Annotated in this window: 25 protein-coding genes and 1 pseudogene; 14 read left to right on the forward strand and 12 right to left on the reverse strand. The window is 66.4% G+C overall.

Annotated features, from left to right (window positions below):
* Positions 1-75: 75 nt before the first annotated feature.
* From QN239_RS20100 to aceA, 6 genes are all read left to right on the forward strand, one after another.
* A complete protein-coding gene (locus tag QN239_RS20100) occupies positions 76-1,242 on the forward strand; it encodes an LLM class flavin-dependent oxidoreductase (protein WP_499012968.1) in 1,167 nt (388 codons plus the stop codon).
* Entirely contained in the window at positions 1,243-2,607 is a 1,365-nt protein-coding gene (locus QN239_RS20105) for an NtaA/DmoA family FMN-dependent monooxygenase (RefSeq protein ID WP_499012969.1), read from the forward strand.
* Positions 2,608-2,627: 20 nt separating this feature from the next.
* Positions 2,628-3,464, forward strand: coding sequence for an alpha/beta fold hydrolase (locus QN239_RS20110; protein ID WP_499012971.1), 837 nt, complete (start codon positions 2,628-2,630; stop codon positions 3,462-3,464).
* Positions 3,464-4,309, forward strand: a complete 846-nt coding sequence (locus QN239_RS20115; RefSeq protein ID WP_499016878.1) for an SDR family oxidoreductase — start codon at positions 3,464-3,466, stop codon at positions 4,307-4,309. The genes QN239_RS20110 and QN239_RS20115 overlap by 1 nt, the downstream gene beginning before the upstream one ends.
* Positions 4,302-5,330: a zinc-binding alcohol dehydrogenase family protein gene (locus QN239_RS20120; RefSeq protein ID WP_499012973.1), complete on the forward strand. Its 1,029-nt coding sequence runs from the start codon at positions 4,302-4,304 to the stop codon at positions 5,328-5,330. The genes QN239_RS20115 and QN239_RS20120 overlap by 8 nt, the downstream gene beginning before the upstream one ends.
* An 86-nt stretch (positions 5,331-5,416) precedes the next feature.
* Complete coding sequence (aceA, locus tag QN239_RS20125; RefSeq protein WP_499012974.1) at positions 5,417-7,708, forward strand: isocitrate lyase ICL2; 2,292 nt, start codon at positions 5,417-5,419, stop codon at positions 7,706-7,708.
* Positions 7,709-7,723: 15 nt separating this feature from the next.
* Here aceA and QN239_RS20130 read toward each other — a convergent pair.
* A pseudogene (locus QN239_RS20130) lies at positions 7,724-8,622 on the reverse strand (alpha/beta fold hydrolase).
* 39 nt (positions 8,623-8,661) lie between these two features.
* The gene (locus QN239_RS20135; RefSeq protein WP_499012976.1) at positions 8,662-9,858 is read right to left on the reverse strand and encodes an MFS transporter; all 1,197 of its coding nucleotides are present in this window, start codon (positions 9,856-9,858) and stop codon (positions 8,662-8,664) included.
* 61 nt (positions 9,859-9,919) lie between these two features.
* Here QN239_RS20135 and QN239_RS20140 point away from each other — a divergent pair, with 61 nt between their 5' ends.
* Positions 9,920-10,456: a TetR/AcrR family transcriptional regulator gene (locus QN239_RS20140; protein WP_499012978.1), complete on the forward strand. Its 537-nt coding sequence runs from the start codon at positions 9,920-9,922 to the stop codon at positions 10,454-10,456.
* Here the strand turns inward: QN239_RS20140 and QN239_RS20145 are convergent.
* Positions 10,449-11,204, reverse strand: a complete 756-nt coding sequence (locus tag QN239_RS20145; protein WP_499012980.1) for a class I SAM-dependent methyltransferase — start codon at positions 11,202-11,204, stop codon at positions 10,449-10,451. The two genes, QN239_RS20140 and QN239_RS20145, sit on opposite strands and share 8 nt — an antisense overlap.
* A 466-nt stretch (positions 11,205-11,670) precedes the next feature.
* Between QN239_RS20145 and QN239_RS20150 the strand changes: the two genes are divergently transcribed.
* Complete coding sequence (locus QN239_RS20150) at positions 11,671-12,081, forward strand: transglycosylase family protein (protein WP_499012982.1); 411 nt, start codon at positions 11,671-11,673, stop codon at positions 12,079-12,081.
* A gap of 23 nt (positions 12,082-12,104) precedes the next feature.
* Here QN239_RS20150 and QN239_RS20155 read toward each other — a convergent pair whose 3' ends face one another.
* The 3 genes from QN239_RS20155 to QN239_RS20165 are packed head-to-tail and all read right to left on the reverse strand — an operon-like array spanning position 12,105 to position 13,638.
* Positions 12,105-12,776: a hypothetical protein gene (locus tag QN239_RS20155; protein ID WP_499012984.1), complete on the reverse strand. Its 672-nt coding sequence runs from the start codon at positions 12,774-12,776 to the stop codon at positions 12,105-12,107.
* 59 nt (positions 12,777-12,835) lie between these two features.
* Entirely contained in the window at positions 12,836-13,213 is a 378-nt protein-coding gene (locus tag QN239_RS20160) for a hypothetical protein (RefSeq protein ID WP_499012985.1), read from the reverse strand.
* On the reverse strand, positions 13,201-13,638 hold the full coding sequence (locus tag QN239_RS20165) for a hypothetical protein (protein WP_499012987.1): 438 nt from the start codon (positions 13,636-13,638) through the stop codon (positions 13,201-13,203). The genes QN239_RS20160 and QN239_RS20165 overlap by 13 nt, the downstream gene beginning before the upstream one ends.
* 125 nt (positions 13,639-13,763) lie before the next feature.
* Here QN239_RS20165 and pdxR point away from each other — a divergent pair, with 125 nt between their 5' ends.
* Positions 13,764-15,107: a MocR-like pyridoxine biosynthesis transcription factor PdxR gene (pdxR, locus tag QN239_RS20170; protein WP_499012989.1), complete on the forward strand. Its 1,344-nt coding sequence runs from the start codon at positions 13,764-13,766 to the stop codon at positions 15,105-15,107.
* A gap of 58 nt (positions 15,108-15,165) precedes the next feature.
* On the opposite strand, the gene QN239_RS20175 is transcribed toward pdxR, so the two are convergent.
* Positions 15,166-15,972, reverse strand: a complete 807-nt coding sequence (locus QN239_RS20175; RefSeq protein WP_499012991.1) for a helix-turn-helix domain-containing protein — start codon at positions 15,970-15,972, stop codon at positions 15,166-15,168.
* 152 nt (positions 15,973-16,124) lie between these two features.
* Here QN239_RS20175 and QN239_RS20180 point away from each other — a divergent pair, with 152 nt between their 5' ends.
* The gene (locus QN239_RS20180; protein WP_499012993.1) at positions 16,125-16,535 is read left to right on the forward strand and encodes a hypothetical protein; all 411 of its coding nucleotides are present in this window, start codon (positions 16,125-16,127) and stop codon (positions 16,533-16,535) included.
* Positions 16,536-16,685: 150 nt separating this feature from the next.
* Here the strand turns inward: QN239_RS20180 and QN239_RS20185 are convergent, their stop codons facing one another.
* Positions 16,686-17,459 (reverse strand): class I SAM-dependent methyltransferase, encoded by a 774-nt coding sequence (locus QN239_RS20185; protein ID WP_499012994.1) that lies wholly within the window; start codon positions 17,457-17,459, stop codon positions 16,686-16,688.
* Between the two features lie 167 nt (positions 17,460-17,626).
* Positions 17,627-18,265: a cysteine hydrolase family protein gene (locus QN239_RS20190; RefSeq protein ID WP_499012996.1), complete on the reverse strand. Its 639-nt coding sequence runs from the start codon at positions 18,263-18,265 to the stop codon at positions 17,627-17,629.
* 115 nt (positions 18,266-18,380) lie between these two features.
* On the opposite strand from QN239_RS20190, the gene QN239_RS20195 reads away from it, so the two are divergent.
* Positions 18,381-18,863 carry a winged helix-turn-helix transcriptional regulator gene (locus QN239_RS20195; protein ID WP_499012998.1) on the forward strand — a complete coding sequence of 161 codons (483 nt, stop codon included), beginning with the start codon at positions 18,381-18,383 and terminating at the stop codon, positions 18,861-18,863.
* Here the strand turns inward: QN239_RS20195 and QN239_RS20200 are convergent.
* Positions 18,838-19,116 (reverse strand): hypothetical protein, encoded by a 279-nt coding sequence (locus QN239_RS20200; RefSeq protein ID WP_499012999.1) that lies wholly within the window; start codon positions 19,114-19,116, stop codon positions 18,838-18,840. The two genes, QN239_RS20195 and QN239_RS20200, sit on opposite strands and share 26 nt — an antisense overlap.
* A gap of 296 nt (positions 19,117-19,412) precedes the next feature.
* Here QN239_RS20200 and QN239_RS20205 point away from each other — a divergent pair, with 296 nt between their 5' ends.
* Entirely contained in the window at positions 19,413-20,336 is a 924-nt protein-coding gene (locus tag QN239_RS20205) for an alpha/beta fold hydrolase (protein WP_499013001.1), read from the forward strand.
* Here QN239_RS20205 and QN239_RS20210 read toward each other — a convergent pair.
* Entirely contained in the window at positions 20,307-21,440 is a 1,134-nt protein-coding gene (locus tag QN239_RS20210) for a glycoside hydrolase 5 family protein (protein WP_499013002.1), read from the reverse strand. The two genes, QN239_RS20205 and QN239_RS20210, sit on opposite strands and share 30 nt — an antisense overlap.
* Positions 21,441-21,551: 111 nt before the next feature.
* On the opposite strand from QN239_RS20210, the gene QN239_RS20215 reads away from it, so the two are divergent.
* Both QN239_RS20215 and QN239_RS20220 read left to right on the forward strand, forming a co-directional pair.
* A complete protein-coding gene (locus QN239_RS20215) occupies positions 21,552-22,313 on the forward strand; it encodes a DUF1906 domain-containing protein (RefSeq protein WP_499013004.1) in 762 nt (253 codons plus the stop codon).
* 30 nt (positions 22,314-22,343) lie between these two features.
* Complete coding sequence (locus tag QN239_RS20220; protein ID WP_499013005.1) at positions 22,344-22,712, forward strand: SpoIIAA family protein; 369 nt, start codon at positions 22,344-22,346, stop codon at positions 22,710-22,712.
* Positions 22,713-22,722: 10 nt separating this feature from the next.
* On the opposite strand, the gene QN239_RS20225 is transcribed toward QN239_RS20220, so the two are convergent.
* Entirely contained in the window at positions 22,723-23,202 is a 480-nt protein-coding gene (locus tag QN239_RS20225; RefSeq protein ID WP_499013007.1) for a MarR family winged helix-turn-helix transcriptional regulator, read from the reverse strand.
* Positions 23,203-23,209: the final 7 nt, after the last annotated feature.

Below are 23,209 nucleotides of genomic sequence, written 5' to 3' on the forward strand. Positions count from 1 at the left end.
CTGACAACAGCGGCGTGGAATGGCCTTCCCGGTGTGCGCGTTGTCGGTGAGAACCGGATAGGAAAGCGAGACACTGTGCCCGATCCAGACCTCATCCATCTCGCCGTCGCCCTGGACGGCACGGGATGGCATCCGGCGGCCTGGCGTGAGCCCGACGCCCGCCCCCATGACCTGCTTACCGCCGGGTACTGGGCCGATCTGGTCGGCACTGCCGAACAGGGGCTGCTGGACCTGGTCACCTTCGAGGACGGTCTGGCCCTGCAGTCCGACCATCCCTGGCGGTCCGACGAACGCACCGACCGGGTGCGCGGCCGACTCGACGCGGTCCTGATCGCCTCCCGGGTGGCGCCCACCACCCGGCATATCGGCCTGATCCCCACCGCGATCACCACCCACACCGAGCCGTTCCACCTGTCCAAGGCCATCGCCACGCTGGACTACGTGAGTTCCGGCCGGGCCGGTGTCCGGGTGCAGATCTCGGCGAGCCCCGAGGCCGCCGGGCATTTCGGGCGGCGCGAGATAGGTGAACGCTCCCCCGCCCTCACCGACGATCTGATCGGCGAGGCCGCCGACTACATCGAGGTGCTACGCCGGCTCTGGGACAGCTGGGAGGACGACGCCGAGATCCGCGATGTCCGCACCGGACGGTTCATCGACCGGAACAAGCTGCACTACATCGATTTCGAAGGCGCGCACTTCTCGGTCAAGGGGCCGTCCATCACCCCCCGCCCACCGCAGGGTCAACCGATCGTGGCCGCGCTGGGGCATGTCGACCCCGTGTATCAGTTGATCGCCGGCGGTACCGATCTGGGGTTCGTCACCCCGCACAGCACCGATGAGACCGCCGCCCTGGTGGACACCATCGCCGCGCAGCGACCCGCCGGGCTTGCCCCCGTCCGGGTGTTCGCCGATCTGGTGGTGTTCCTCGCCGACACCTCCGCAGCGGCCCACGCCCGCAAAGCGCGCCTCGATGAGCGGCTCGGTGCCGAATACCGCAGTGAAGCCGAGATATTCGTCGGCACTGCAGCCGAATTGGCAGATCTTCTGCAGCAGTGGCATGCCGCCGGCGCGGCCGGATTCCGGCTGCGGCCGGCCACCCTGCCGCACGACCTGACGCAGATCACCGACACTCTGGTCCCAGAACTGCGCCGCCGTGGCCTGTTCCGGGACCACTACCAGGGTTCCACGCTGCGCGACCTGCTCGGCTTGTCCCGCCCCGCCAACCGGTACGCAGGAGTCTAGATGAGCAAGCCCGTCAAGCAGATTCACCTGGCCGCCCACTTCCCCGGTGTCAACAACACCACCGTCTGGAGCGACCCCGCCTCCGGCAGCCACATCGAGTTCAGCTCATTCGTGCATTTCGCCCAGACCGCCGAGCGCGGCAAGTTCGACTTCCTGTTCCTGGCCGAGGGGCTGCGGCTGCGCGAACAGAACGGGTTGATCTACGACCTCGACGTGGTGGGCCGGCCGGACACCTTCACGGTGCTGGCCGCGCTCGCCGCGGTGACCGACCGGCTCGGCCTGACCGGCACCATCAACTCGACGTTCAACGAACCCTATGAGGTGGCGCGGCAATTCGCGTCGTTGGACCACCTGTCCGACGGCCGCGCCGCCTGGAACGTCGTGACATCCTGGGACGCCTTCACCGGGGAGAACTTCCGCCGCGGCGGCTATCTCGCCGAGGATCAACGGTACTCCCGGGCCGAGAGCTTCCTGCGCGCGGCGCACACCCTGTTCGACTCCTGGCACGGCGGCGAGGTGGTCGCCGACAAGGAGCGCGGGGTATTCCTCGCCGATCCGCAGGCCGGCGCATTCTCCTACGCCGACCAGCATTTCGATATCAGCGGCCGGTTCAACGTGCCGCGCAGCCCGCAGGGCAGGCCGGTCATCTTCCAGGCCGGCGACTCCGATCACGGCCGCGAGTTCGCCGCGTCGTCGGCGGATGCCATCTTCTCGCGCCACGGCACCTTGGAGGACGGTCAGGCGTTCTACACCGATGTGAAGGGCCGGCTGGCGAAATACGGCCGCAGCCACGAACAGCTGCTCATCCTGCCCGCGGCCACGTTCATCCTCGGCGATACCGATGCCGAGGCCGCCGAGATCGCCCACGAGGTGCGGCTGGCCCAGGTCAGCCCCGCCACGGCCATCAAGTTCCTTGAGCAGCTGTGGAATCGCGATCTGTCCGACCACGACCCGGACGGCCCGCTGCCCTCGGTGGACCCGCTCGTCGGCGAGAACACCATCGCCAAGGGCCGGGCCAGTGTGCGGATGCACCGGGACCCCGTCGCCGTCGCCAACGAATGGCGCGCCAAGGCCGAAGCCGAGAACCTCACCACCCGTGAGCTCATCGTCGAGGTGACCGGGCGACAGAGCTTCATCGGATCGCCTGCCACTGTAGCCGAGTCGATCAACCACCTGGTGCAGTCCGACGCGAGCGACGGGTTCATCCTCGTCCCACACGTGACCCCGGGCGGACTCGACCCGTTCGTCGACACGGTGGTGCCGTTGCTTCAGGAGCGCGGCGTGTTCCGCGCCGACTACACGGGCACCACGCTGCGCGATCACCTGGGTCTGGCCGAACCCGCCCGGCAGTCCCGGGCCAGCTAGCCACCTCCTATGTTGGGGGTATGACCGAGCTACGGGAGATTCAGACACCGCAGGGTGTGCTGCGCTACTACGACAGCGGCAGCGGGCCAGCACTGCTGTTTCTGCACGGTTCCGGCCCGGGCGTCACCGGCTGGCGCAACTTTCGTGGGGTCCTCCCGGCGTTCGCGGCGCACCATCGTTGCCTGATCCTGGAGTTTCCCGGCTTCGGTGTGAGCCCCGACGTGCGCGGGCACCCGATGGTGACGGCGCAGGCGGCGGTGGCCCCGTTCCTCGATGCGCTCGGGGTGGATCGGGCCGACATCATCGGCAACTCGATGGGCGGCGGCGTCGGCATCAACTTCGCCATCCACCACCCGGAGCGGGTCGGCAAGTTGGTGACCATCGGCGGTATCGGCACCAATATCTTCTCCCCAGGCCCCAGCGAGGGTATCCGCCTGCTGCAAGAGTTCACCGAGGATCCGACCCGCCAGCGGCTGGTCGATTGGCTGCGCTCGATGGTGTACGACGAGCGGCTGGTGACCGAGGAGTTGATCGAGGAGCGCTGGCAATTGGCCACCGATCCCGACACCCTTGCCGCGGCACGGCGGATGTACGGCAAGGCCGCCTTCGCCGGGATGATGGCGGCCATGCGGGCCGCCGACGCGCCGATGCCGTGGGCACAGATGCACAAAGTCTCCGCGCCGACCTTGCTGACCTGGGGCCGTGACGACCGGGTCAGCCCCCTGGACATGGCTCTGCTCCCCATGCGCACCATCCCGCACGCCGAACTACACGTCTTCCCGCACTGCGGGCACTGGGCGATGATCGAAGCCAAGGCCGCATTCGAGAGCACCGTGCTGGCGTTCCTGGCCCGGTGATGGGTACCTACGCGATCACCGGGTCGGCATCCGGGATGGGATATCACACCGCCCAGAAGCTCAGGGCCCGCGGGCACACCGTGATCGGCGTCGATCTACACGACGCCGAGGTGATCGCCGACCTGTCCACACCGCAAGGCCGGCAAGCCGCGGCCGCCGAGGTGCTGGCCGCGGCCGGCGGCGTGTTGGACGGTGCCGTGTTGGCCGCCGGACTGGGCCCGGGCGCCGGCAACCGGCTGATCGCCGAGGTGAACTTCCTGGGCGTGGTCGAGCCGCTCACCGCCTGGCGTCCGGCGTTGGCCGCGGCGGACCGCGCCAAAGTCGTGGTGCTGGCCAGCAACTCGACCACCACGGTGCCTGCGGTGCCCCGTCGCACCGTCGATGCACTGCTCGCGCACGACACCGACAAAGCGGTGCGCAGCATCCGGCTGCTCGGCAGCAGCGGTTCGGCGCTGATGTACTCGGCCAGCAAGACCGCCGTCAGCCGGTGGGTGCGCCGGCAGGCGGTGACACCGGCATGGGCCGGTGCGGGGATTCGGCTCAACGCGCTGGCGCCGGGCGCGATCATGACCCCGCTGTTGGAAACGCAGCTCGCCTCGCCCAGGGAAGGTGCGGCGGTGCGCAGGTTCCCGATTCCCGTCGGTGGCTTCGGCGACCCCGGCCAGCTGGCCGACTGGATCTGCTTCATGCTGTCGGATTCCGCCGATTTCCTCTGCGGCAGCATCATTTTCGTCGACGGTGGCACGGATGCCTTCTTCCGCACCGACGATTGGCCGCGGACGCTGCCGCTGCGCCGGCTGCCGGGCTACCTGTGGCGCTTCGCCCGCGGTCCGGGGCATGCTTGACACCATGGCTGTACAGACCATGCAGGCCTGGCAGGTCCGCAAGCCCGGACCGCTGAGCACCCGACCTCTGGAATTCGTCACCACCCCCGTCACCGAGCCGGCGGGTGATGAGGTTCTGATCGCCGTGCGCACCTGCGGCGTCTGCCGCACCGACCTGCACGTCACCGAGGGTGACCTGCCGGTGCACCGGCCCCGGGTCACCCCCGGGCACGAAGTGGTAGGTGAGGTGGTGGCCATCGGACCTGCGGTCACCGACCTCGGCGTCGGCGACCGGGTGGGCGTGGCCTGGCTGCGGCACACCTGCGGTTCCTGCCGGTACTGCCTGGCAGACCGGGAGAACCTGTGCACGCAATCCCGCTACACCGGCTGGGATGCCGACGGTGGGTACGCCGAATTCGTCACCGCACCAGCGCCATATGTGCACCAATTGCCGTCGGGCTACACCGACGCCGAGCTCGCCCCGCTGCTGTGCGCGGGCATCATCGGCTACCGGTCACTGCTGCGCGCCGACCTGCCACCGGGCGGACGTCTGGGTATCTATGGGTTCGGCGGCAGCGCGCATATCACCGCCCAGGTGGCCCTGGCCCAGGGCGCCGAGGTGCATGTGATGACCCGGGGTGACCAAGCCCAGGAACTCGCGATGGCACTGGGTGCCGCGTCGGCACAAGGCCCCGCGGACCGCCCGCCCGTGCCCCTGGATTCGGCGATTCTCTTTGCGCCGGTGGGTGAATTGGTGTTGCCGGCGCTGGAGGCGCTCGACCGGGGCGGCACGCTGTCCATCGCCGGGATCCACCTCACCGACATCCCGGTGTTGAACTACGAGCGGCATCTTTTCCAGGAACGCCAGGTACGTTCGGTGACGTCGAATACCCGCACCGACGCACGCGAGTTCCTGGCGTTCGCCGGCCGGCACCGCATCGAGGTGAGCGGTCCGGAGTATCCGCTGGATCGGGCCGACGCCGCACTGGACGATCTGAGTGCAGGGCGGATCGCCGGTGCGGCGGTGTTGCGTGTCGGCTGAGCAGATGAATTCAGCGAACTGGGTCCGACGGCCCGCGCGGGCGGCAATGATGGATCCAGACCCGAGCTCGACGAGGAGCGCTTGATATGACCGCGATCGAAAACAACGTGACTTTCACCTCGGCATTCGACGATGACGTCGCAGCCACCCAGGCCTATTTCGACAGCGAGCGCTTCGAGGGCATCACCCGGCTCTACTCGGCGCGCCAAGTCGTCGAGCAACGCGGCACCATCCCGTCGGACTACCCGGTCGCGCGGGAGGCCGCCACGGCCTTCTTCCCGTACCTGCGTGAACTGTTCGCCCAGAAGAAGAGCATCACCACCTTCGGCCCCTACTCGCCCGGCCAGGCCGTGGTGATGAAACGGATGGGCATCAAGGGCATCTACCTCGGTGGCTGGGCCACCTCGGCGAAGGGGTCGATCAGCGAGGACCCGGGGCCCGACCTCGCCAGCTATCCCCTCAGCCAGGTGCCCGACGAAGCCGCCGGACTGGTGCGCGCCCTGCTGACCGCCGACCGCAACCAGCACTACCTGCGGCTGCAGATGACCCCCGAACAGCTTGCGGCAGCGCCGCCGCCGGTGGACTACCGGCCATTCATCATCGCCGACGCGGACACCGGCCACGGTGGTGATCCCCACGTGCGCAACCTCATTCGCCGCTTCGTCGAATCGGGCGTACCGGGCTACCACATCGAGGACCAGCGTCCCGGCACCAAGAAGTGCGGCCATCAGGGCGGCAAGGTGCTGGTGCCGTCCGACGAGCAGATCAAGCGACTCAACACCGCCCGCTTCCAGCTCGACATCATGCGGGTGCCCGGCATCATCGTGGCCCGCACCGATGCCGAGGCAGCCAACCTCATCGACGGCCGTTCCGATGAGCGTGATCAGCCGTTCCTGCTGGGCGTCACCAACGTCAAGATCCCGTCGTACAAGTCCTGCTTCCTGGCGCTGACGCGGCGCTTCTACGACCTGGGTGTCACCGAGATCAACGGGCACAAGCTGTACGCGCTGCCCGACGGTGAGTACGCCACCGCCGAGGCCTGGCTGGACCAGCGGGGCATCCTGCGCCTAGTCGCCGACGCTGCCGCGTCGTGGAAGGACAACCCGCGCCAATCCCTGGACAAGCTGTTCGACAAGGTCGAGTCGGCGTTCGTCGATGCCTGGCAGGACGATGCCGGGCTGCAGACCTACGGCGACGCGGTCGCCGACCTGCTGGAGTTCCGGGAACGCGAAGGCGATCAGCCCGCCATGAGCGCCAAGGAATGGCGCAAGTTCGCCAAGACCGCTCCGTTGTATGTGGCCAAGGAGAAGGCCAAGGAAATCGGCGCCGATGTGGCGTGGGATCCGGAGCGGGTGAAGACGCCGGAGGGCTACTACCAGATCCGTGGCGGCATCCCGTACGCGATCGCCAAGTCGTTGGCCGCCGCGCCATTCGCCGACATCCTGTGGATGGAGACCAAGACCGCCGACCTGGCCGATGCCCGTGAGTTCGCCACCGCCATCCACGCGGTGTATCCGGACAAGATGCTGGCCTACAACCTGTCGCCGTCGTTCAACTGGGATACCACCGGGATGAGCGATGACGAAATGCGGGCCTTCCCCGAGGAGATCGGCAAGCTCGGGTTCGTCTTCAACTTCATGACCTACGGCGGTCACCAGATCGACGGCGTGGCCGCCGAGGAGTTCGCGACGGCATTGCGCCAGGACGGCATGCTGGCGCTGGCCCGGCTGCAACGCAAGATGCGTTTGGTCGAATCTCCTTACCGCACACCGCAAACCCTGGTCGGCGGGCCGCGCAGCGATGCCGCGCTGGCCGCGTCGTCGGGGCGTACCGCCACCACCAAGTCCATGGGCAAGGGCTCCACCCAGCATCAGCATCTGGTGCAGACCGAGGTGCCCAAGAAGCTGCTGGAGGACTGGCTGGCGGTGTGGAGCGAGCACTACCAGCTCGGCGAGAAACTCCGTGTGCAACTGCGCCCGCGCCGCGCCGGTTCGGATGTGCTGGAGCTCGGCATCTACGGCGACGGTGAGGAGAAGCTGGCCGATGTCGTCGTCGACCCGATCAAGGACCGGCACGGCCGCAACATCCTGACCGTGCGGGACCAGAACACCTACGCCGAGAAGCTGCGCAAGAAGCGCCTGATGGATGTCATCCACCTGTGGCTCGTCCACCGGTTCAAGCCGGAGATCGTCTACTACGTGACGCCCACCGAGGACAACATCTATCAGACCGAGAAGATGAAGAAGCACGGCATCTTCAGCAACGTCTATCAGGAGGTCGGCGAGATCATCGTCGCCGATGTCAATCAGTCCCGCATCGACGAACTGCTGAACTCCGACGGGGTGGCGCTGGGCAGGTTGATCCGCAAGGAGGACTGAGTCTCACCCCAGCCCTCACCCCTCGGTGAGGAACTCGACTGCGGCGTTCAGCGCGGGGCGGTGGCGCAGGATGCGGTAATGCGCCAGGCGCCCGAGTCCCCGCGTGGTGATCAGGTTCGCCGACGGCCATATCGCTGCGATGTGGCGGCTTGTGTCGTAGGGGCTGTCGCGGTCGTCCGGGTCGTGCACCAGGAGCAGCGGCGGGTTGTCCGCCCGGGCCGCCATCGCCGAGATGTCGGTGTCGAACAGCGGCATGCCGAGACGGCGGTCCAGACCACGGTGCAGCCGGCTGCGGATGCGTGGGCCGAAGCCGTGCCGGTCGGCGAACAGGTCGAGGTAGAGCGAGAAGTCCCCATCGGCGCCAGGAACACCAGGCGTTCGGCCGATGTCCCCCGGGCTACGGCCAGTGCGGCGGCCTTGGCGCCCAGGGAGTGGGCGACGATCGCGCGGGCGGCACCGTGTTCGCGCACCACGGCGCCGACGGCCTCGGCGCACTCCAGGATGGTGGTCCGACCCGCTGCGAGCGCTCCGGGTTCGGAGTCGTTGTGGCTGGGCAGGTCGAAGGCGATGACGCGATATCCGGCCGCGACAAGCGGTTTGACGAAGACACCCATATGCGCCCGGCAACCGCCCCAGCCGTGCACCAGGTACACCGGCGGACCGTCACCCCACGCCTCCCCGGCGATCCGGTGGCCGTCCCACTCGGCTTCGATCGGCCGACTCGGCGGCACCCCGGGGGGCATGCGCTGGCTCAGGTCGACCTCCGGCGGAGTGCACCACAGCTCGATCGCCCATCGGGCGCCCCAGCCCGGCGCGAACCGTTCCAGCAGCCCGAATGCCCGGCGCACTCTCGGCTCGACGGGCGGTTCGACGCCCGAGCCTGCCTCATCCGGGTCGAGCTCAGTGTTCAACAGTCCCCCAGCCTGCGAGCCGCTACCGGCGGCTCGCGGCGATCATATCGAGGACTGCACGAGGTCGGCCGCGGGCTCCTCGCCCAACCCCACCAACGGGCCACCCACGCGGGCGATCACCGGACTGAGTGCGGCCAGCGCCGCCAGTGCCACCGACACCACGATGGCCCCGACGAAACCATGCGCATCGGCGGCCAGGCCCGCGCTGGCTGTACCGACCGCGCCGCCGATCAGCGTTCCGCTGTTGAGCCACCCGAAGGCCTCCGTCGTCGCGTGCTCAACGACCCCGCGCGACACCATGAGATAGAGCGCCGAGAGCGCGGGCGCGAATCCGAGACCCGACGCGAACAGCACCGCGAGCGCGAGCCCGTGCTGCTCGATGACACCGAACAGTGCGGTCCCGACGGCGACCGTGGCGAGTGCCGCGGACAGGCCGCGTAGGCCGATTGTGCGGTGCCCCAACGTGATACCACCCACCAGCGAGCCGAAGCTGGCCACCGCGATCGCCGCGCCGGTCATGGGGCTCCCGACGCCGTAGCGGGCGACGACACCCACTTCGAGCGCGGTGAACGACGCGATCAACGGCAGGCTGGCGGCGATGGCGAGCACGACCGCCCGATTTCGCAGGATCGCGCCGAAGCGCGTGCCGCCACCTCCGGCAACCGATCCCACCCGGCGGGCGCTGAACAGAAACCACACCGTCCCGACCACCGTGATGACCGCCGCCACGACCAGCGGCAGCGCGGTCGAGAGCGTCGAGGCCAGGACCGTCACGGCAAGCGGCCCCACGACCCAACACACTTCCTGGGCGGTGGTGTCCAGTGCGAACAATGCGCGCAGGCCGGGCCCGGACACCATGTACGGGTACAGCGACCGGACGACCGGCGCCAGCGGGGGTACCGACGCGCCGATCAGCATCCCCAGCACCACGAGCGCCACCGGTGACGTCCCCGCCACCGCGAGGGCGACCAGCGAGACACCGTTCACCGCGGCCGCAATCATCAAGGTCGCCGTTCTGCTCGCCTTGCCGGCGAGTCGCGCGATCAGCGGCATGGCGATCGCCTCGGCGACACTCACGGTGGCCACCACGCCTCCGGCCAGGGCATACGACCCGGTCTTCGCCTGGATGTGCAGCAGCACCGCCAGCGACAGCATGCCCATGGGCAACCGCGCGAACGTCTGCGATGCCACCACGGCCAGCACGGCCGGCGTCCGGAACAGACCTGCGTACACCTTCACCTGCGGCACTGTACCGTCCAGACGGTACAGTACGGAATCGATTTACCGTTAGGCTCTGGCGATGAGTTCGGCACGTGACCGCATCCTCGACGCGTATGAGGAGTTACTGGCACTCGAGGGTGAGCGTTACGCGACGCTCGATGCCGTCGCGGCCAAGGCGAACGTGTCCAAAGGCGGCCTGCTCTACCACTTTCCGGCGAAGGACGAACTCAGCAACGCATTGTGCGAACGGCTGGTCGCGCTGGCCGCCGAGGACCTCGATGAGATGCGCAGCGCGGCCGAGGGGCCGGCGCGCTACTACGTGCGCACGTCACGCTATGAGGGAACCGCCCTGGATCGGGTGCTCGTCGCCGTCTCGCGACTACAGCAGGCGGGCAATCCGCGTGCCCGCGCCGCGATCGAAGAGGCATCGAACAACTGGTTGGCCCTGCTGCACGTCACACTGGGCGATCTCGCCATGGCCCGGGCCGTCAAACTGATCGGCGACGGCCTGTACTACAACGCGCTGTACCGCTCGGTCGACGGGCGTCCGGACCCGTCCGCCGGCGACGACGAACTCCTTGCGGTCATCGACCGGATCACCGGAATCGCTACCTGAGACCGAGCGGCGTCGCGACGATCGCCAGCGAATCACCGACAACGGTCAGTTCGCGCGAGCCGATCCGCTCGGCCAGTCGGCGACGCAGTTCCACGCCCGCTTCCTCCTCGAGGGTCAGGAAGCTCGAGTAGGTGAACAGCAGCTCGATCCACTGTTCACCGGAGAACGCCAAGGTGCGCGGATACTCCGTGAGCGCGACGGCGAAGCCGGCCGCCTTGAGTGCGCCGGTGACACCGTCGGTGTCGTTCGTGCGGGAGTAGGCGGAGACCTCCAGGTAGTCCCGGTAGATGTCGTCCATCTCGATGCCGACGGGGCGCTCGGCGCGCAGCCGGTTCCACAGCAGCGCCAATCTGCCTCGCTCGCCGAGGATCTCGGTCACCTTCGGTAGGGCGACGGCCGGGTCCACCCAGTGAAACGACGCCGCGAAGGTGACCAGATCGAATCGCCGGCCGGCCGGCTCCCAGCTCTCGAAGGTCGCGATCTCGGTCTCGATTCCCTTGGCCCGGGCGAGTTCGGCCATCCGCTCGTCGGGTTCGACGGCGAGGACCTGCAGCCCCTGGTCGGCCAGTTGGCGCGCGACCCTGCCGGTGCCGGCACCGGCGTCGAGTGCAGTCTTCGCGCCGGTGGCGAGTAGATCGTCGACCAACGGTGCGGGGTAGCCGGGCCGGTGCGCGTCGTAACGCTGCGCGGCCCCGCCGAACGAATTGGCGCGTCGACGATCGGTGAACAGGCGGGTGGACGGCGGCATGTGGCCGACGGTACCGAGCAGCCCTGTGACGACGCTGGGGCCGTGCTGCATTCGCGATCGTGATCGGTGAGTTGCCGAACCGAAATCAGTCCAAACCACATTGGCCACATTGATCACACAGGCACGATTAATCACACGAGCCTCATTCATCACAATTTCGCCGAAGCGGCCAATCATGAGGAAATTGATTCTGCGCGCGGACCGTCTCGGCGGAACGAAGAGCTGCCACCGCACGGGTGATCACCCCGCCGAACTGGGCTGATCGCGGCGCGTGGACGGGACCACCCGACCCCGAGTTCCATACTCACCAGCCCCACAAGAAGTAATACAACCCATAGAGCACACTAAGTATCAGCCGCCAGTCTGTTTATCTTTCGCCTCATCCGTAAACTCCACACACGCGAGCAGTAATGAATATTTCTCGACCACACCGTTATCGATCAGAAGGTCTAAGGGGAAGACTCGGATGAGCGTGCGAACGGCCCTCGTGGCGGGCGCAGTGGGTGGTGCGATCGGTGTCGTTCCGTTGAACGTGGCCGTACCGGTCGCCGATGCAGAACCCAATTGGGATGCCATGGCGCAGTGCGAATCGGGCGGTAACTGGTCCGCCAATACCGGAAACGGCTTCTACGGCGGTCTGCAGTTCACGCCGTCCACGTGGGCGTCGAACGGCGGTGTCGGTTCGCCGTCTGCGGCAAGCCGGGGCGAACAGATCAGAGTGGCCCGAAATGTGCTGCAAACCCAAGGCATCGGGGCGTGGCCGGTGTGCGGTGGGCCGGTGGCGCAGGCAGTGAGCACATGTCGGCTTCTGGTGTCCTGGATTCCTATCGGCCGACTGCCGCACCTGTGCTCAGAGGTCCTCAAACCCTTTACCTGACAGCGTGTCTCACGACTGATCGGTCAGCACAGGTGTGTGAGGCGACAGAACGGGGAATTGTGGCGCGGGTGGGGGCCAGTTCTGGGCGCGTTGCCCGGGTCGGTGGCGGCAGGCTCGGGCGCAACCGGCTCGGGCGCCGGCGCCGCGCTCGGTAGCGTGGCCGGCATGGTCCAGATGCCGATCGGCTGTCCGGACGGGCCGTAGTAGCTGGCCGCCGCGGCGGCCATCAACCGCAGCTGCGTCGGCTGCGCGTCGGGCTTGACGTGGAAGAACACCCAACCGTCAGCGTCACCGCTGACCGGGGATGGCAACGGTGGCATCGTCAGCACGGTCGGCGGCACAGGGCGCAGTTCCTCGCCGTTGCTGGTGTCCAGACGCAGCCCGGCGTTGAAACCGGTGGTCTCCAGTGGTGCGGTAGCTCCCCGGATCGAGATCTCGATGCCGAGTTCCAGGTCGCCACTTTGACTTTGGTGGGTCAACGCGAGATTGTCCGCTCGCGGTGTCACGGTCATCCCCCGCGCGGATTCGGCGGTGCCCAGAGGTGCGGCCACCGGCGCCGCAGCCGTCGGTGTGGGTTTGGCGCTCGAACTCGGATTGGCGAGCACGTCCATGATGGACGCGTGATGAGCAGGCTCCGCTGAACAGCCGACCGTGACGAGCACGGCGGCGACTGCGGCTCCGCGTCGAATCAACATGTCCATTGAACGGGTACTTTCGCACACCGGTCGGCCACCGCAACAGCCCAGGTGGCGCCTTACTGGCGATGTTCCGATCCAGGTGTGACGGCCAGCAGCGCGACGCCGACAGTTCCGGCGCCGACGGCAAGCGCCAGGCCCAACGCCCTTTCGACAGGCGGTAGCTGACGCCACGCGATGACGATCGCCGCCAAGTCACAGCCATCAGTGATCAGGCCCGCAAGCAGGTTCGGTCTGATCGACGCACGATTGCGCTCGGCACCAAGCACACTCAGCCCGATACCGACTTCGCGGGCGCCCATTCCACGCACAAACACGCCGGCCGCCGGGGTTGCGCCGCTGAGGCCCGTCATCGATTTTCCGACGATTGCCGGCGCCACGAGGGCGGCCATCCCGAACCCAATCCGGGCACAGGCATAAGCCGTCACCCCGCGCACGGGGCCACCTCGACGATCCACTCGCGCGCCCTCTCCAGAACAGCACCGGACTCGAAGCACTCAGCCGGCCAGCTGTCGGCGCGAACCGTTCCGCGCGTGCGGTAGCTGTTCATGATGTCGACGTGATGAGGCAAGTCGATGAACCGCTGCAGGCTCTGCTCGTCCTCCCAGACCGATATCGAGCCGCCACGCAACGCGGCAGGAAGGGACCACAGCCATAGACCCACGGCGCCGGACATGCCGTACCAGCCCATCCTCATCCGGCAACCTCTGGCAGCGACACCCGGCACATCGCGACGGTGTGCTGCACGAAACTCGGTGACGCTTAACACTACCGGGCCTGTTGTCGATGCGCTCGGTCCCGGTATCCACGGCACGATCACCGGTGTCGCAAGCAGCCGTGCTGCGATGTTCGGTTCTTCCACCGCTATAGCATCACGCCTACAATTGGTCTATGTCACGGTCCAATCAGGATGTATCCCAACGGACCAATTTATCGGCTGGTTTCTCGCCCGAACTACTCATTCATCTGAACCGCTCCCAGCGTGTCGTGCGCGAACAACTCGCTCAACAACTGCGCGCCATGATCCGCGACGGTCGACTACCGGCCGGTGCGCGTCTTCCGCCGACCCGCGTCATGGCCCGCGACCTCGACGTGGCCCGCAGTGTCGTCGTCGACGCCTACCAACAGCTCATCGCCGACGGATACCTCTCCGCTCGCCAAGGATCCGGCACTCGTGTGCTTCCCGTATCCTTAGACCGCCCCGCTGTGGACTCCCGATCAGCTGAAGTCACCTCTGCCATAAGTCTTTTCGCCGGACTTCCCGATCCAGGACTATTCCCCCGCGCCGAGTGGCTGCGCCACTACCGCACCGCCCTCCAGGCGCTTCCCGACGGTCGCCTCGGCTATCCCGGGCCCGCCGGCGTACAAGAACTGCGTGACGCACTTGCCGACTATCTGTCCCGCATCCGCGGCGTCGCCGCTGCACCAGAGAACATCCTCGTCTGCAGTGGGATCACGCAGGCGATCACTCTCATCTGCCGGGCACTACACGCACGCGGCGTCCGAACGATCGCCATGGAAGATCCTGGCTTCGGACTACACCGCCAGGCCATCATCAACGCCGGATTGAACGTCGCCGGCGTGCCGGTCGACGATGACGGACTCCACGTGAACGCCCTTGATAGTCTCGACGTCGGCGCACTCCTCACCGCGCCGGCCCACTCCTACCCCACTGGTGCGGTATTGAGCACACCGCGGCGCACCGCACTACTTCGCTGGGCGCGACAGCGCAACATGGTGATCATCGAAGACGACTATGACGCCGAATTCCGTTACGACAGTGCGCCCCTGGGGGCCTTACAGGGACTCGCACCCGAACACGTCGTCTACACCGGCTGCGTGAGCAAGACCCTCAGCCCTGCGCTTCGGCTCGGGTGGATGGTGCTACCACGATGGTTGACCGGCGCGGTGGTCCATCAGAAACTGCTCGACGACACCGGCAACAGCGTCTTGGAACAGCGTGCGCTCGCACGGTTCATCGAAACCGGCGGCCTCACACGCCATCTGCGACGAGTGCGACCCATCTACCGCCACCGGCGCGACGCAGCCGTTCAGGCGACCGCGACCGCATTGCCCGGTGCCGCGGTGAAGGGAATCGACGCCGGACTGCACCTCTACGTGGAGTTACCGCAGTGGTGCGACGAAGCTGCTCTGCTCACCGCAGCACGCGAGCGTGGCATCGTGATCGAAGGGGCCAGTTGGCACTTCCACAGCCCGGCGGTCGCCCCACCCGCACTGATCATCGGCTACGGGTCCGCCGCGGAGGCCACCGTTGGCGATGCTCTCACCAGACTCGGCGAAGTCTTCCGAGACCTTCGGTCGGCAGTCTGAACAGGCCTCGAAGCTATCCGCAACCATTTCAACAGACCGGCGCACGAGCGGGGTCCGTCTAGCTTCCGTCGCGATCTCGAAAAAGCGATTCAAACGCATCGGCAGTCGCACGATCGGCGGGAAAGAGCAACTCGATGGCCAACTCGGAAATCGTGACTTCGAACGGCATGTCGAATGTGCCGAATACGCCGAAGAACGACCACTCGCCGCCGCCAGGGGCCCGGACTCTGACCGGACCTAGATTCTGCGCGAAGTCGGATTCACCTGCTGCACCACGGCCTTCGCCGGACAGGTAGTTGTCAAACTCGTCCAGAAGCTGTGCGAGCTGCTTGTCGGCGGTGGCGGCAAGCTGGCGCTCAATGCGATCACGAAAGTAGGTCATGACATCGTGGGCGTTGATGATCTGCGGAATCAACTCCAGACCGACGCGAAGTACGTTGACAGGCGGGTTGAGCAACGCAGGATCGATAGTCGCTATGAGCGGTTGTATGGCCGCGTTCGCGGCGACCAGATTCCAGTGACGGTCGAAAACGACAGCCGGATAGGGCTCGTGACTTTTCAGAATCCGCTCCAGCGCTTCGCGGATTGGAGCGAGTTCGGGTGCACCGAACGGATGCTCGGGGAATGCTGGAGCATGCCCAGCGGCGAGCAGTAGCAGGTTACGTTCACGGAACGGGACTTCGAGCCGCTCTCCAAGGCGCAGCAGCATGTCTCGCCCGGGCTTGGAGCGGCCGGTCTCGATGAAACTCAGATGCCGCGCCGACACGCCCGCATCGAGGGCAAGCTCTAGCTGAGTCAGCCGACGCCGTTGCCGCCACTCCCGCAGTAGCGGCCCCACCTGCGGAGCGGAGCCAAACGTTGCCATTCGCACTGACTGTAGCCGCATCGGGTTCGCGGCTCCATTACGTCTAGGTAATCGACAGCACGACCTTTGATCTCAACGATCACTGAAGGAACCGTGAGGAGGACGAAATGACTACATTGCTTCGACGGGTGGTCTGCGGCGTAGCTGGCGCCTTGATGGTCGTCGCATTATTCCTGCCGTGGGCCCAGGTTCAGGACGCCGATCGCGTCGCGTGGGGGTTATGGAAGCTCACTTTTCCGCTCTGCGTGGTCCTGGCCGGGTGTGCGTTGACCACCGCGATCACCGGCGGACAGATCGGCCTGAACAGGCCGGATGTTTCGATCATCGGCGCGACTGATGGTCTTGGCGTAATCACGACAGTGACACTGGCCTGGCTGCTGTTCTACGACTTCCCTGCCGACGCCAGCCGCCAGCCGGCCCTCATCCTGGCGTTGATATCGGCAGCCGCTGCAGCCTTCGCCGCCGCCGACTACCGCCCACTGCGGGGAGCACCTCTTTTTCCGCGACTGGTCGATGAGGGCGGCAGTCGTTACCGGTCCAAGAGGCTTTCTGAATCCCGCTGATGAGGGCGGCGCCGCATTCGGCGATCCTCATCCGAACTCTCCTCACGTCGCCAGCGACCTAGTCCTGACCGGGGAGAAGGCACTGGCCCGGCATGAAATCCCGACAGGCGAACGCCGAACCTGGGCCACCACCAACGGTCTCGTGAGCCGTCAACTCAGTTCGGCTATCAGCAATCGGTACCCGAGGTCTAGTTCCGGCATTTGGAGAAGGTGGGAGTGCCGACGCTGCCAGACTCCTGTCTGCAAATCTGAGCTCAGGCGCGAGAGCCCCTCCTCGACCTGATTCATCGGCGTCATTGCGAACAACGACATGCCGTTTCGAACTGTGTCATCGAGGTAGGCGTGCGGGCGGCGCCAGTATGCTCCGCCAAAGCCATCAAGACAGTCGTGCGGCACGGGGACCCTCACCACGGACACGCGCTCCTGACCGAGCAGCGAGATCAGAGTGCCTATCGGGACAGCAAGCCGCGCATCAGTTTCCGCAGCGGCCGGGACATAGTCACGCAGCAACCAGAATTCTCGGATGACACTGTGATCCCACGTAAAGATGGCCACTCGCCGGCGGGCGATACGTAGCAACTCGGACACGCCCGCCCTGATGTCGGTCCAGTGGTGAACCGTCAGGACCGCCAGCGCGGCGTCGACGGCGTCGCTGCGGATCGGCAGGCGTTCGGCGGCGGCTTGAACTGCGGGGGCGGCCACGGTGGGCCGTTGGTCGATCATCACGCGACTGGGTTCCACTGCCAACAGGGTTTGCGGAGGCTCGTAAGAACCGGTGCCCGCGCCGATATTCGCCACCGAGACCATGCCACACAGGGTCCGGTCGATGACTTCGACGATGCGCGGATCAGGGCGACGAGTTGCCGAGTACGTTGTTCCGGTCTGGTCGTAGCGAATCATCGGCACGTGTCGCGAGTCGGCCAACGTCAGAGTCCTCATGCATACCGATGTGGGCAATACACTCAATGCTGCCACATGCAGCGAACGCGGTGACCGTCGTCCGTAAAGAAAAGCCGCCACACTTAAGACACCGTTGACGTGAATTCACCATCAGTTTGTCGGCCTCGCGCACTCGTGCCGGATGAGGATGCCTACCGCGCCTGCACGGGCGCGGCCGCTCCGGCGAGCGCGTCGGCCGTGGTGGTGATCTGATGGGCGTACGTAGGGCCGTTGAGGGCGTGCGCCGCGTCCATCATCTCTACCGCGAAGGTCGCGGTGGCATCGGTGATCAGGGTGACGTGGTAACCGAGTTCCATGGCTGCCCGCGCGGTGGCCTCCACACAGGTGTTGGCCAACAGTCCCGTCACAAGGACCCGGCCGATGCTGCGCTGGCGCAGCTGGAAGTCCAAATCGGTATTGGCGAAACCGTTTTGCGCCCAGTGCTCCTTGGCAACCACCTCACCGTCGCACGGGGCGAGATCAGGGTGCCACTGTCCGCCCCAGCTTCCCCGGGTGAACGCCTGTACAGCCCGCATCAGATTCTGCGTCGGGTTGGGATAGACCCAGTCCTCGTAATCGCCTGGCTCCCAACGACGATGCGGAACGTACACGACCGGGGCGCCGACGGATCTGGCCGCGCCTATCAACGCCGAAAGATTTTTCAGCAAATCAATCTGTTGCGCAATCTCACTGATACGGGGCCATAGCTTGCCTTCGAGGGCCAGCCAGTCGTTGTAGGGATCCACGACCAGCAGCGCCGTGTGCGCAGGGTCGACCTGGAGAACGGACATGGAGCCTCCTCGGGGCGATGTGGCGAGTTCCAACAACCACCAGCGCAGATATGATTATCATAGTATGAATGCTCCGTCGATAGGAATGTGAGGTGCGATGCCGAAGGTCAGATCCATGCCTTACACGTTGTGCCCGGTCGCGCGCTCCGTTCCGGAGATAGGTGACCGTTGGACACTGCTGATTCTGCGCGAACTCACCTTGGGCACAACGCGCTTTGACGATCTTCAGCGCCTTAGCGGCGCCACCGCCCAGCTGTTGACGGCACGGCTGAAGCAACTACAGACAGACGGCATCGTCGACCGTCACGCCTATAGTGAACGGCCCCGACGCTACGACTACAGGCTCACCGAGAAAGGTCGAGACTTTCTGCCGGTCATGCTGGCACTGCGCGCATGGGGCGAAACCTGGTGTAAGGATGCCGATGAGCCTGTTGCGATCCACCTACGCCACACCGAGTGCGGCACTGAACTCGCCCTCGATGGCACCTGCCCCGCCTGCGCCCGGATTGTGCCCGCACCGCAGACCACCTCAGAACTCGACCCGCAATTCGCCGCCGAGCGCAAACGCCACCTCAGCCCGGCGCCCCCCTGCCAATGACCCGCAGCACCTGATCCGGTCGATGACCGGGCCAAAAGGCATGCAGCGCCTGCCCGACGGACTCCGCAATACGGGCGACTTTCGCAGCATCTGCACCGAACGGGAAGATTCCGTCGTTGCGGGCGGCCCGGTCGATCGGTCTACCGGCGGCGCATGCGGCGCCAAACCACAGCGGTACCGTCATCGAGCATCCCGCCGCTGCCAGCGCGATCCACGGATCAGCGATCTCCCACCGGCCCTCGACCGCGCTCAACACGTGATCCCACACGAACAGCCCGTCGATCCAGACTGCTCGGCTGCAGCAGCGATGCCCGCGATCGCCAACGCGTCGAACAACGGCACGTGGATCGCGTGGCGCATCAACCCACCGCAACGGCAGGCCTACGGCCAACGCACGGACATCACCCCAGCTAGGAGGGGCCGATATTCATCGCGACGACACGTCAGGGCTGAGCCGCGTCGCGGCACCGACGACGATGCCGATCGGCGCGCCACTACTGTGCAGCAAGACCGCGACAACACACATCACAGATCTTGTATGGTCAGCAAATGGCCGACCCTCGTGTCCTGGAACTCGACCTGCCGCACCTGCGCATGACGGCATTGGAGTGGGGCCCGTCAGACGGCAGGCTGGTCTTGTGTGTGCACGGCTTCCCCGATAGCGCGCACAGCTGGCGCCTTGTGGCACCGACACTGGCCGACAAGGGGTTTCACGTCATCGCACCGTTCGCTCGGGGTTACGCCCCGACCGGCCCTGCGCCCGACGGGGACTATCACTTGGGCGCACTCATGTCCGACCTGATCGATCTGCACACCGCGCTCGGGGCTCCCCCGGACGCCGTGCTGATCGGCCACGACTGGGGAGGCTGGACCGCCAACGCGCTGGCCGCGTACCCCGACTCGCCGTTCGCCGCGCATATCTCGATGGCGCTGCCGCCGATCCGCGTCATCGCCAGCTCCTCGTTCGGCCTGGCCCGGACGGCGAAGATGGCAGCGATCCAGCTGCGCAACAGCTGGTACATCCTGTTCTTCCAGCTTCCGTTCCTGCCGGAGCGGGTGCTGGGCCGGGTGATCCCGCGGTTGTGGAGGGACTGGTCGCCGCGGCACGCCGATGTCGCCGGCGATGTGGCCACGACGCTGGCCGCGCTGCCCACGCCCGCGCACCGCCGGGCCGCCGTCGCGTACTACCGGGCGAACGCCCGCTTTACGCCCGCCACGGCACCCTACCGGCACCTGCACCGTTACCGACTGGACCTGCCCCGCGTAGGGATGTTATTGCTCCACGGCGACCAGGACGGGTGCATGCAGGTCGGTTATCTGGAGCACGCGCAGAAGCAACTACCGAACGGCAGCAAGGTCCAGATCATCCCGGGCGCAGGACATTTCCTGCAGGTGGACAAGCCCGAAGCCGTGACGGCGGCGATCCTGGACTACCTGGCCCAGCTAGGCCTGGCCGACCCGCCCGGTGAGTGACTGGATGGTCTGGATCTCGCTGGCTCGGTAGGCGCGGCCATCGGGGTACAGCAGGTCGTGGAACCACAGCTTGGGCTCGGCCGCGTCCGGGCGGTCCCAGGAATCCCACGGGAAGTAGGTCTGCGTCTTTCCCGCCACCAGGCCCCAGTTGTACATGCCGATATTGCGGCTTTTGGCGATCGGCAGGATGGCCTCGATGGTGCTGCCCTCCGGTCGGGCCAGGTACTCGGTGCACAGTAGGGGACGCCCCAGCGGTACCAGCTCGTTGACGCGATCCTCGAAGTCTGCCGGCTTTCCATACGAGTGGAAGCTGATGACATCGGAGTTGTCCAGCTGGACGCGTGCCATATCGCTGAGCTTGCCCGGCGCCCAACTCCCCTGCCAGACACCACTTGTCAAGGGCTGGACCGGGTTGGCCGCCCGCGCCCATTGAAACACCTGCGGCAGCAGCGCCGTCACCAGCGCGACCTTGTCGGACCGCTCCGATGTGCGGTAGACCTTGGCCGGATTGTCGGGCTCGTTCCACAGGTCCCAGCCCAAGACCCTGGTGTCGTTGCGGAACAGGCCGATCACGCCGGTGACATAGTCCACCAACACTTTCCGGTATTGCTGATCCCCCAGCAGCGCTGCACCCGGGCTCTGCACCCAGCCGGAATTGTGCACGCCGACAACGGGCGCGTGCTGGGGTCCCAGCTTGGGGTGCGGGTCCCAGCAGGAATCGAACAACACGAACAGCGGTTTGATGCCGTGGCTGGCCGCGATGCTGACGAACTGCGCGAGCTTGCGCGCGAAGCCGGGACGGTCCTGCACCCACAGCTGATCGTGCAGGAACACCCGCATGGTGTTGAAGCCGATCTGCTGGGCGACGCGAAGTTCGCCGTCGATGCGGCGCGGGTCGTACGTGCCTGACTGCCACATCTCGATCTGGTTGATCGCGTTTGCCGGGATGTAGTTGGCGCCTACCAGCCAATCTTGAGCTTTGTACCAGGCATTGGCGCGATCAGCGGTCCACCGCGCGGAATCTGCCGAGGCAAGGGGTATTTGGGTCAGCGCAGCGCCGGCAGCCAGGAACAGGGGCAATTTGAGGGCGGTACGACGATCCACTTGGCGACCATAGTTTGCCAACACTCTGTAATCCGCCTCGCTTACCGAATAGCAACCAATGGGCGTGGGAATCGTTATAACCGGACGCCCGCCCCCGGAGGCGTCCGTAAGATGCGAGGCGTGCGGTACCCCGCTCGCCGTGAAATCCTCCGGTACTTACTCGCTGCGCCGGCCCTCGCTGTTACGCCCGCCGCGCTCGCACAGGCAGATGCCGCCACGCTCATAGACTTTGCACAGCGCTTGGTCCCGGCCGACCAGATCGCCGCCGCCGGATACGCCGGCGCCGTGGTCTTCGTGTCCGAGTCCCGGCCGGGCGCGAACTTCGATTTCAAGCCCGTCACGCGACCCTATGCCGATTCCCTCCGCGCGGCCGGTCTACACGTCGTGAGCAATTTTCAGTACGGCAAGCCTGGTTGGCCCGACCCGTCGGACTACACCCGCGGCTACGACGGTGGCGTGGCCGACGCCCAGACCGCGTTACGCCTGCATGCGGCCGCCGGCGGCCCCGACTCGGCGCCGATCTTCTTCAGTGTCGACGAGGACATCGACGCGGCTACCTGGAAATGCACTGCACTGCAATGGTTCCACGGTATCAACGCGGTGCTGGGCGTGGCCCGCACCGGCATCTATGGTCACGCCCGGGCATGCACATGGGCGATTGCCGACGGCGTGATCGGGTACTCCAGCACCGTCGGCCATCGCTGGGCCTGGCAGACCCGAGCCTGGTCGCGCGGCGAACGGGTCCCGGCGGCGGTGTTGTATCAGTCGGTCATCTTCGCCGGTTCCGATCCCGGGGCGGTCTGCTACGGCACGCACGTCGACGAGGACCAGGTGCTGGCGCCCGATTTCGGTCAGTGGGATCTGGCACGGTGAAACACACGGTGAAATACATAGGGAGTTCACATGATTGAGGTATTGCAGGATATGCCCGACGGCGTGACGGGGATCCGGGTATCCGGCCGGATCAGCGGAGACGATTTACGCGCCTTCCAGCCGACCATGGCACAACTCGGCAACGCCGGCGAGATCCGGATTGTCGAGGTCATCGCAGCGGACTATGCGGGGTTCGGCCCGGGTGGCCTGGCCGCGGATCTGAAGTTGGGTTTCGGCACGCTGCTGCAGCATCATTCGGCGTTCAAGCGGATCGCGGTGGTGTCCGACAAGGAGTGGGTCAAACACACCCTGCACGCCCTGGCGTGGATGATCCCCGGTGAGCTTCCGATCTTCGGGTTGGACGAATTAGACCAGGCCAAGCAGTGGGCTGCCGAATAGCGCAGCGGGCTTAGCGCCCGCCCGCGTGGCGCTCCAACCGGATGTCGGCGAGCTCACGCATCTCCCCCAGCAGCCGTGACGCGACCCGGGCGGCCAGCCACAACGCCGCCCGGTCGTCCTCGGACAGGCCGTCCAGCAGATCGGCGATTCGCTCAAGGCGCACCTCCTTGCGCCCGGCCCATAATTCCCGGCCGGCGGCGCCGACCATCACCAACGAGACTCGGCCGTCCTCGGGATCACTCCAGCGTTCCACCAGACCCTGACGCTCCATGCGTTGCACCAGCTGGGTCATTCCCGATTGGCTGGATCCCTCGGCCTCGGCCAGTGCCGTGAGCCGCATCGGGCCCTCGCGGTCCAGCCGGTTGAGTACCAGGGTCGCACTGGCGCTCAGACTGTCGCGGTCCACCAGGTACCGCCACATCAGGTCGGTACTCGTCTCGATCATCGCCGACACTGCTGCCGCGTCATCGCCGATCGGAGTGGCCGCCACCTGGCAT

The sequence above is a fragment of the Mycolicibacterium sp. Y3 genome (assembly GCF_051188035.1).
Taxonomy (GTDB): domain Bacteria; phylum Actinomycetota; class Actinomycetes; order Mycobacteriales; family Mycobacteriaceae; genus Mycobacterium; species Mycobacterium fluoranthenivorans.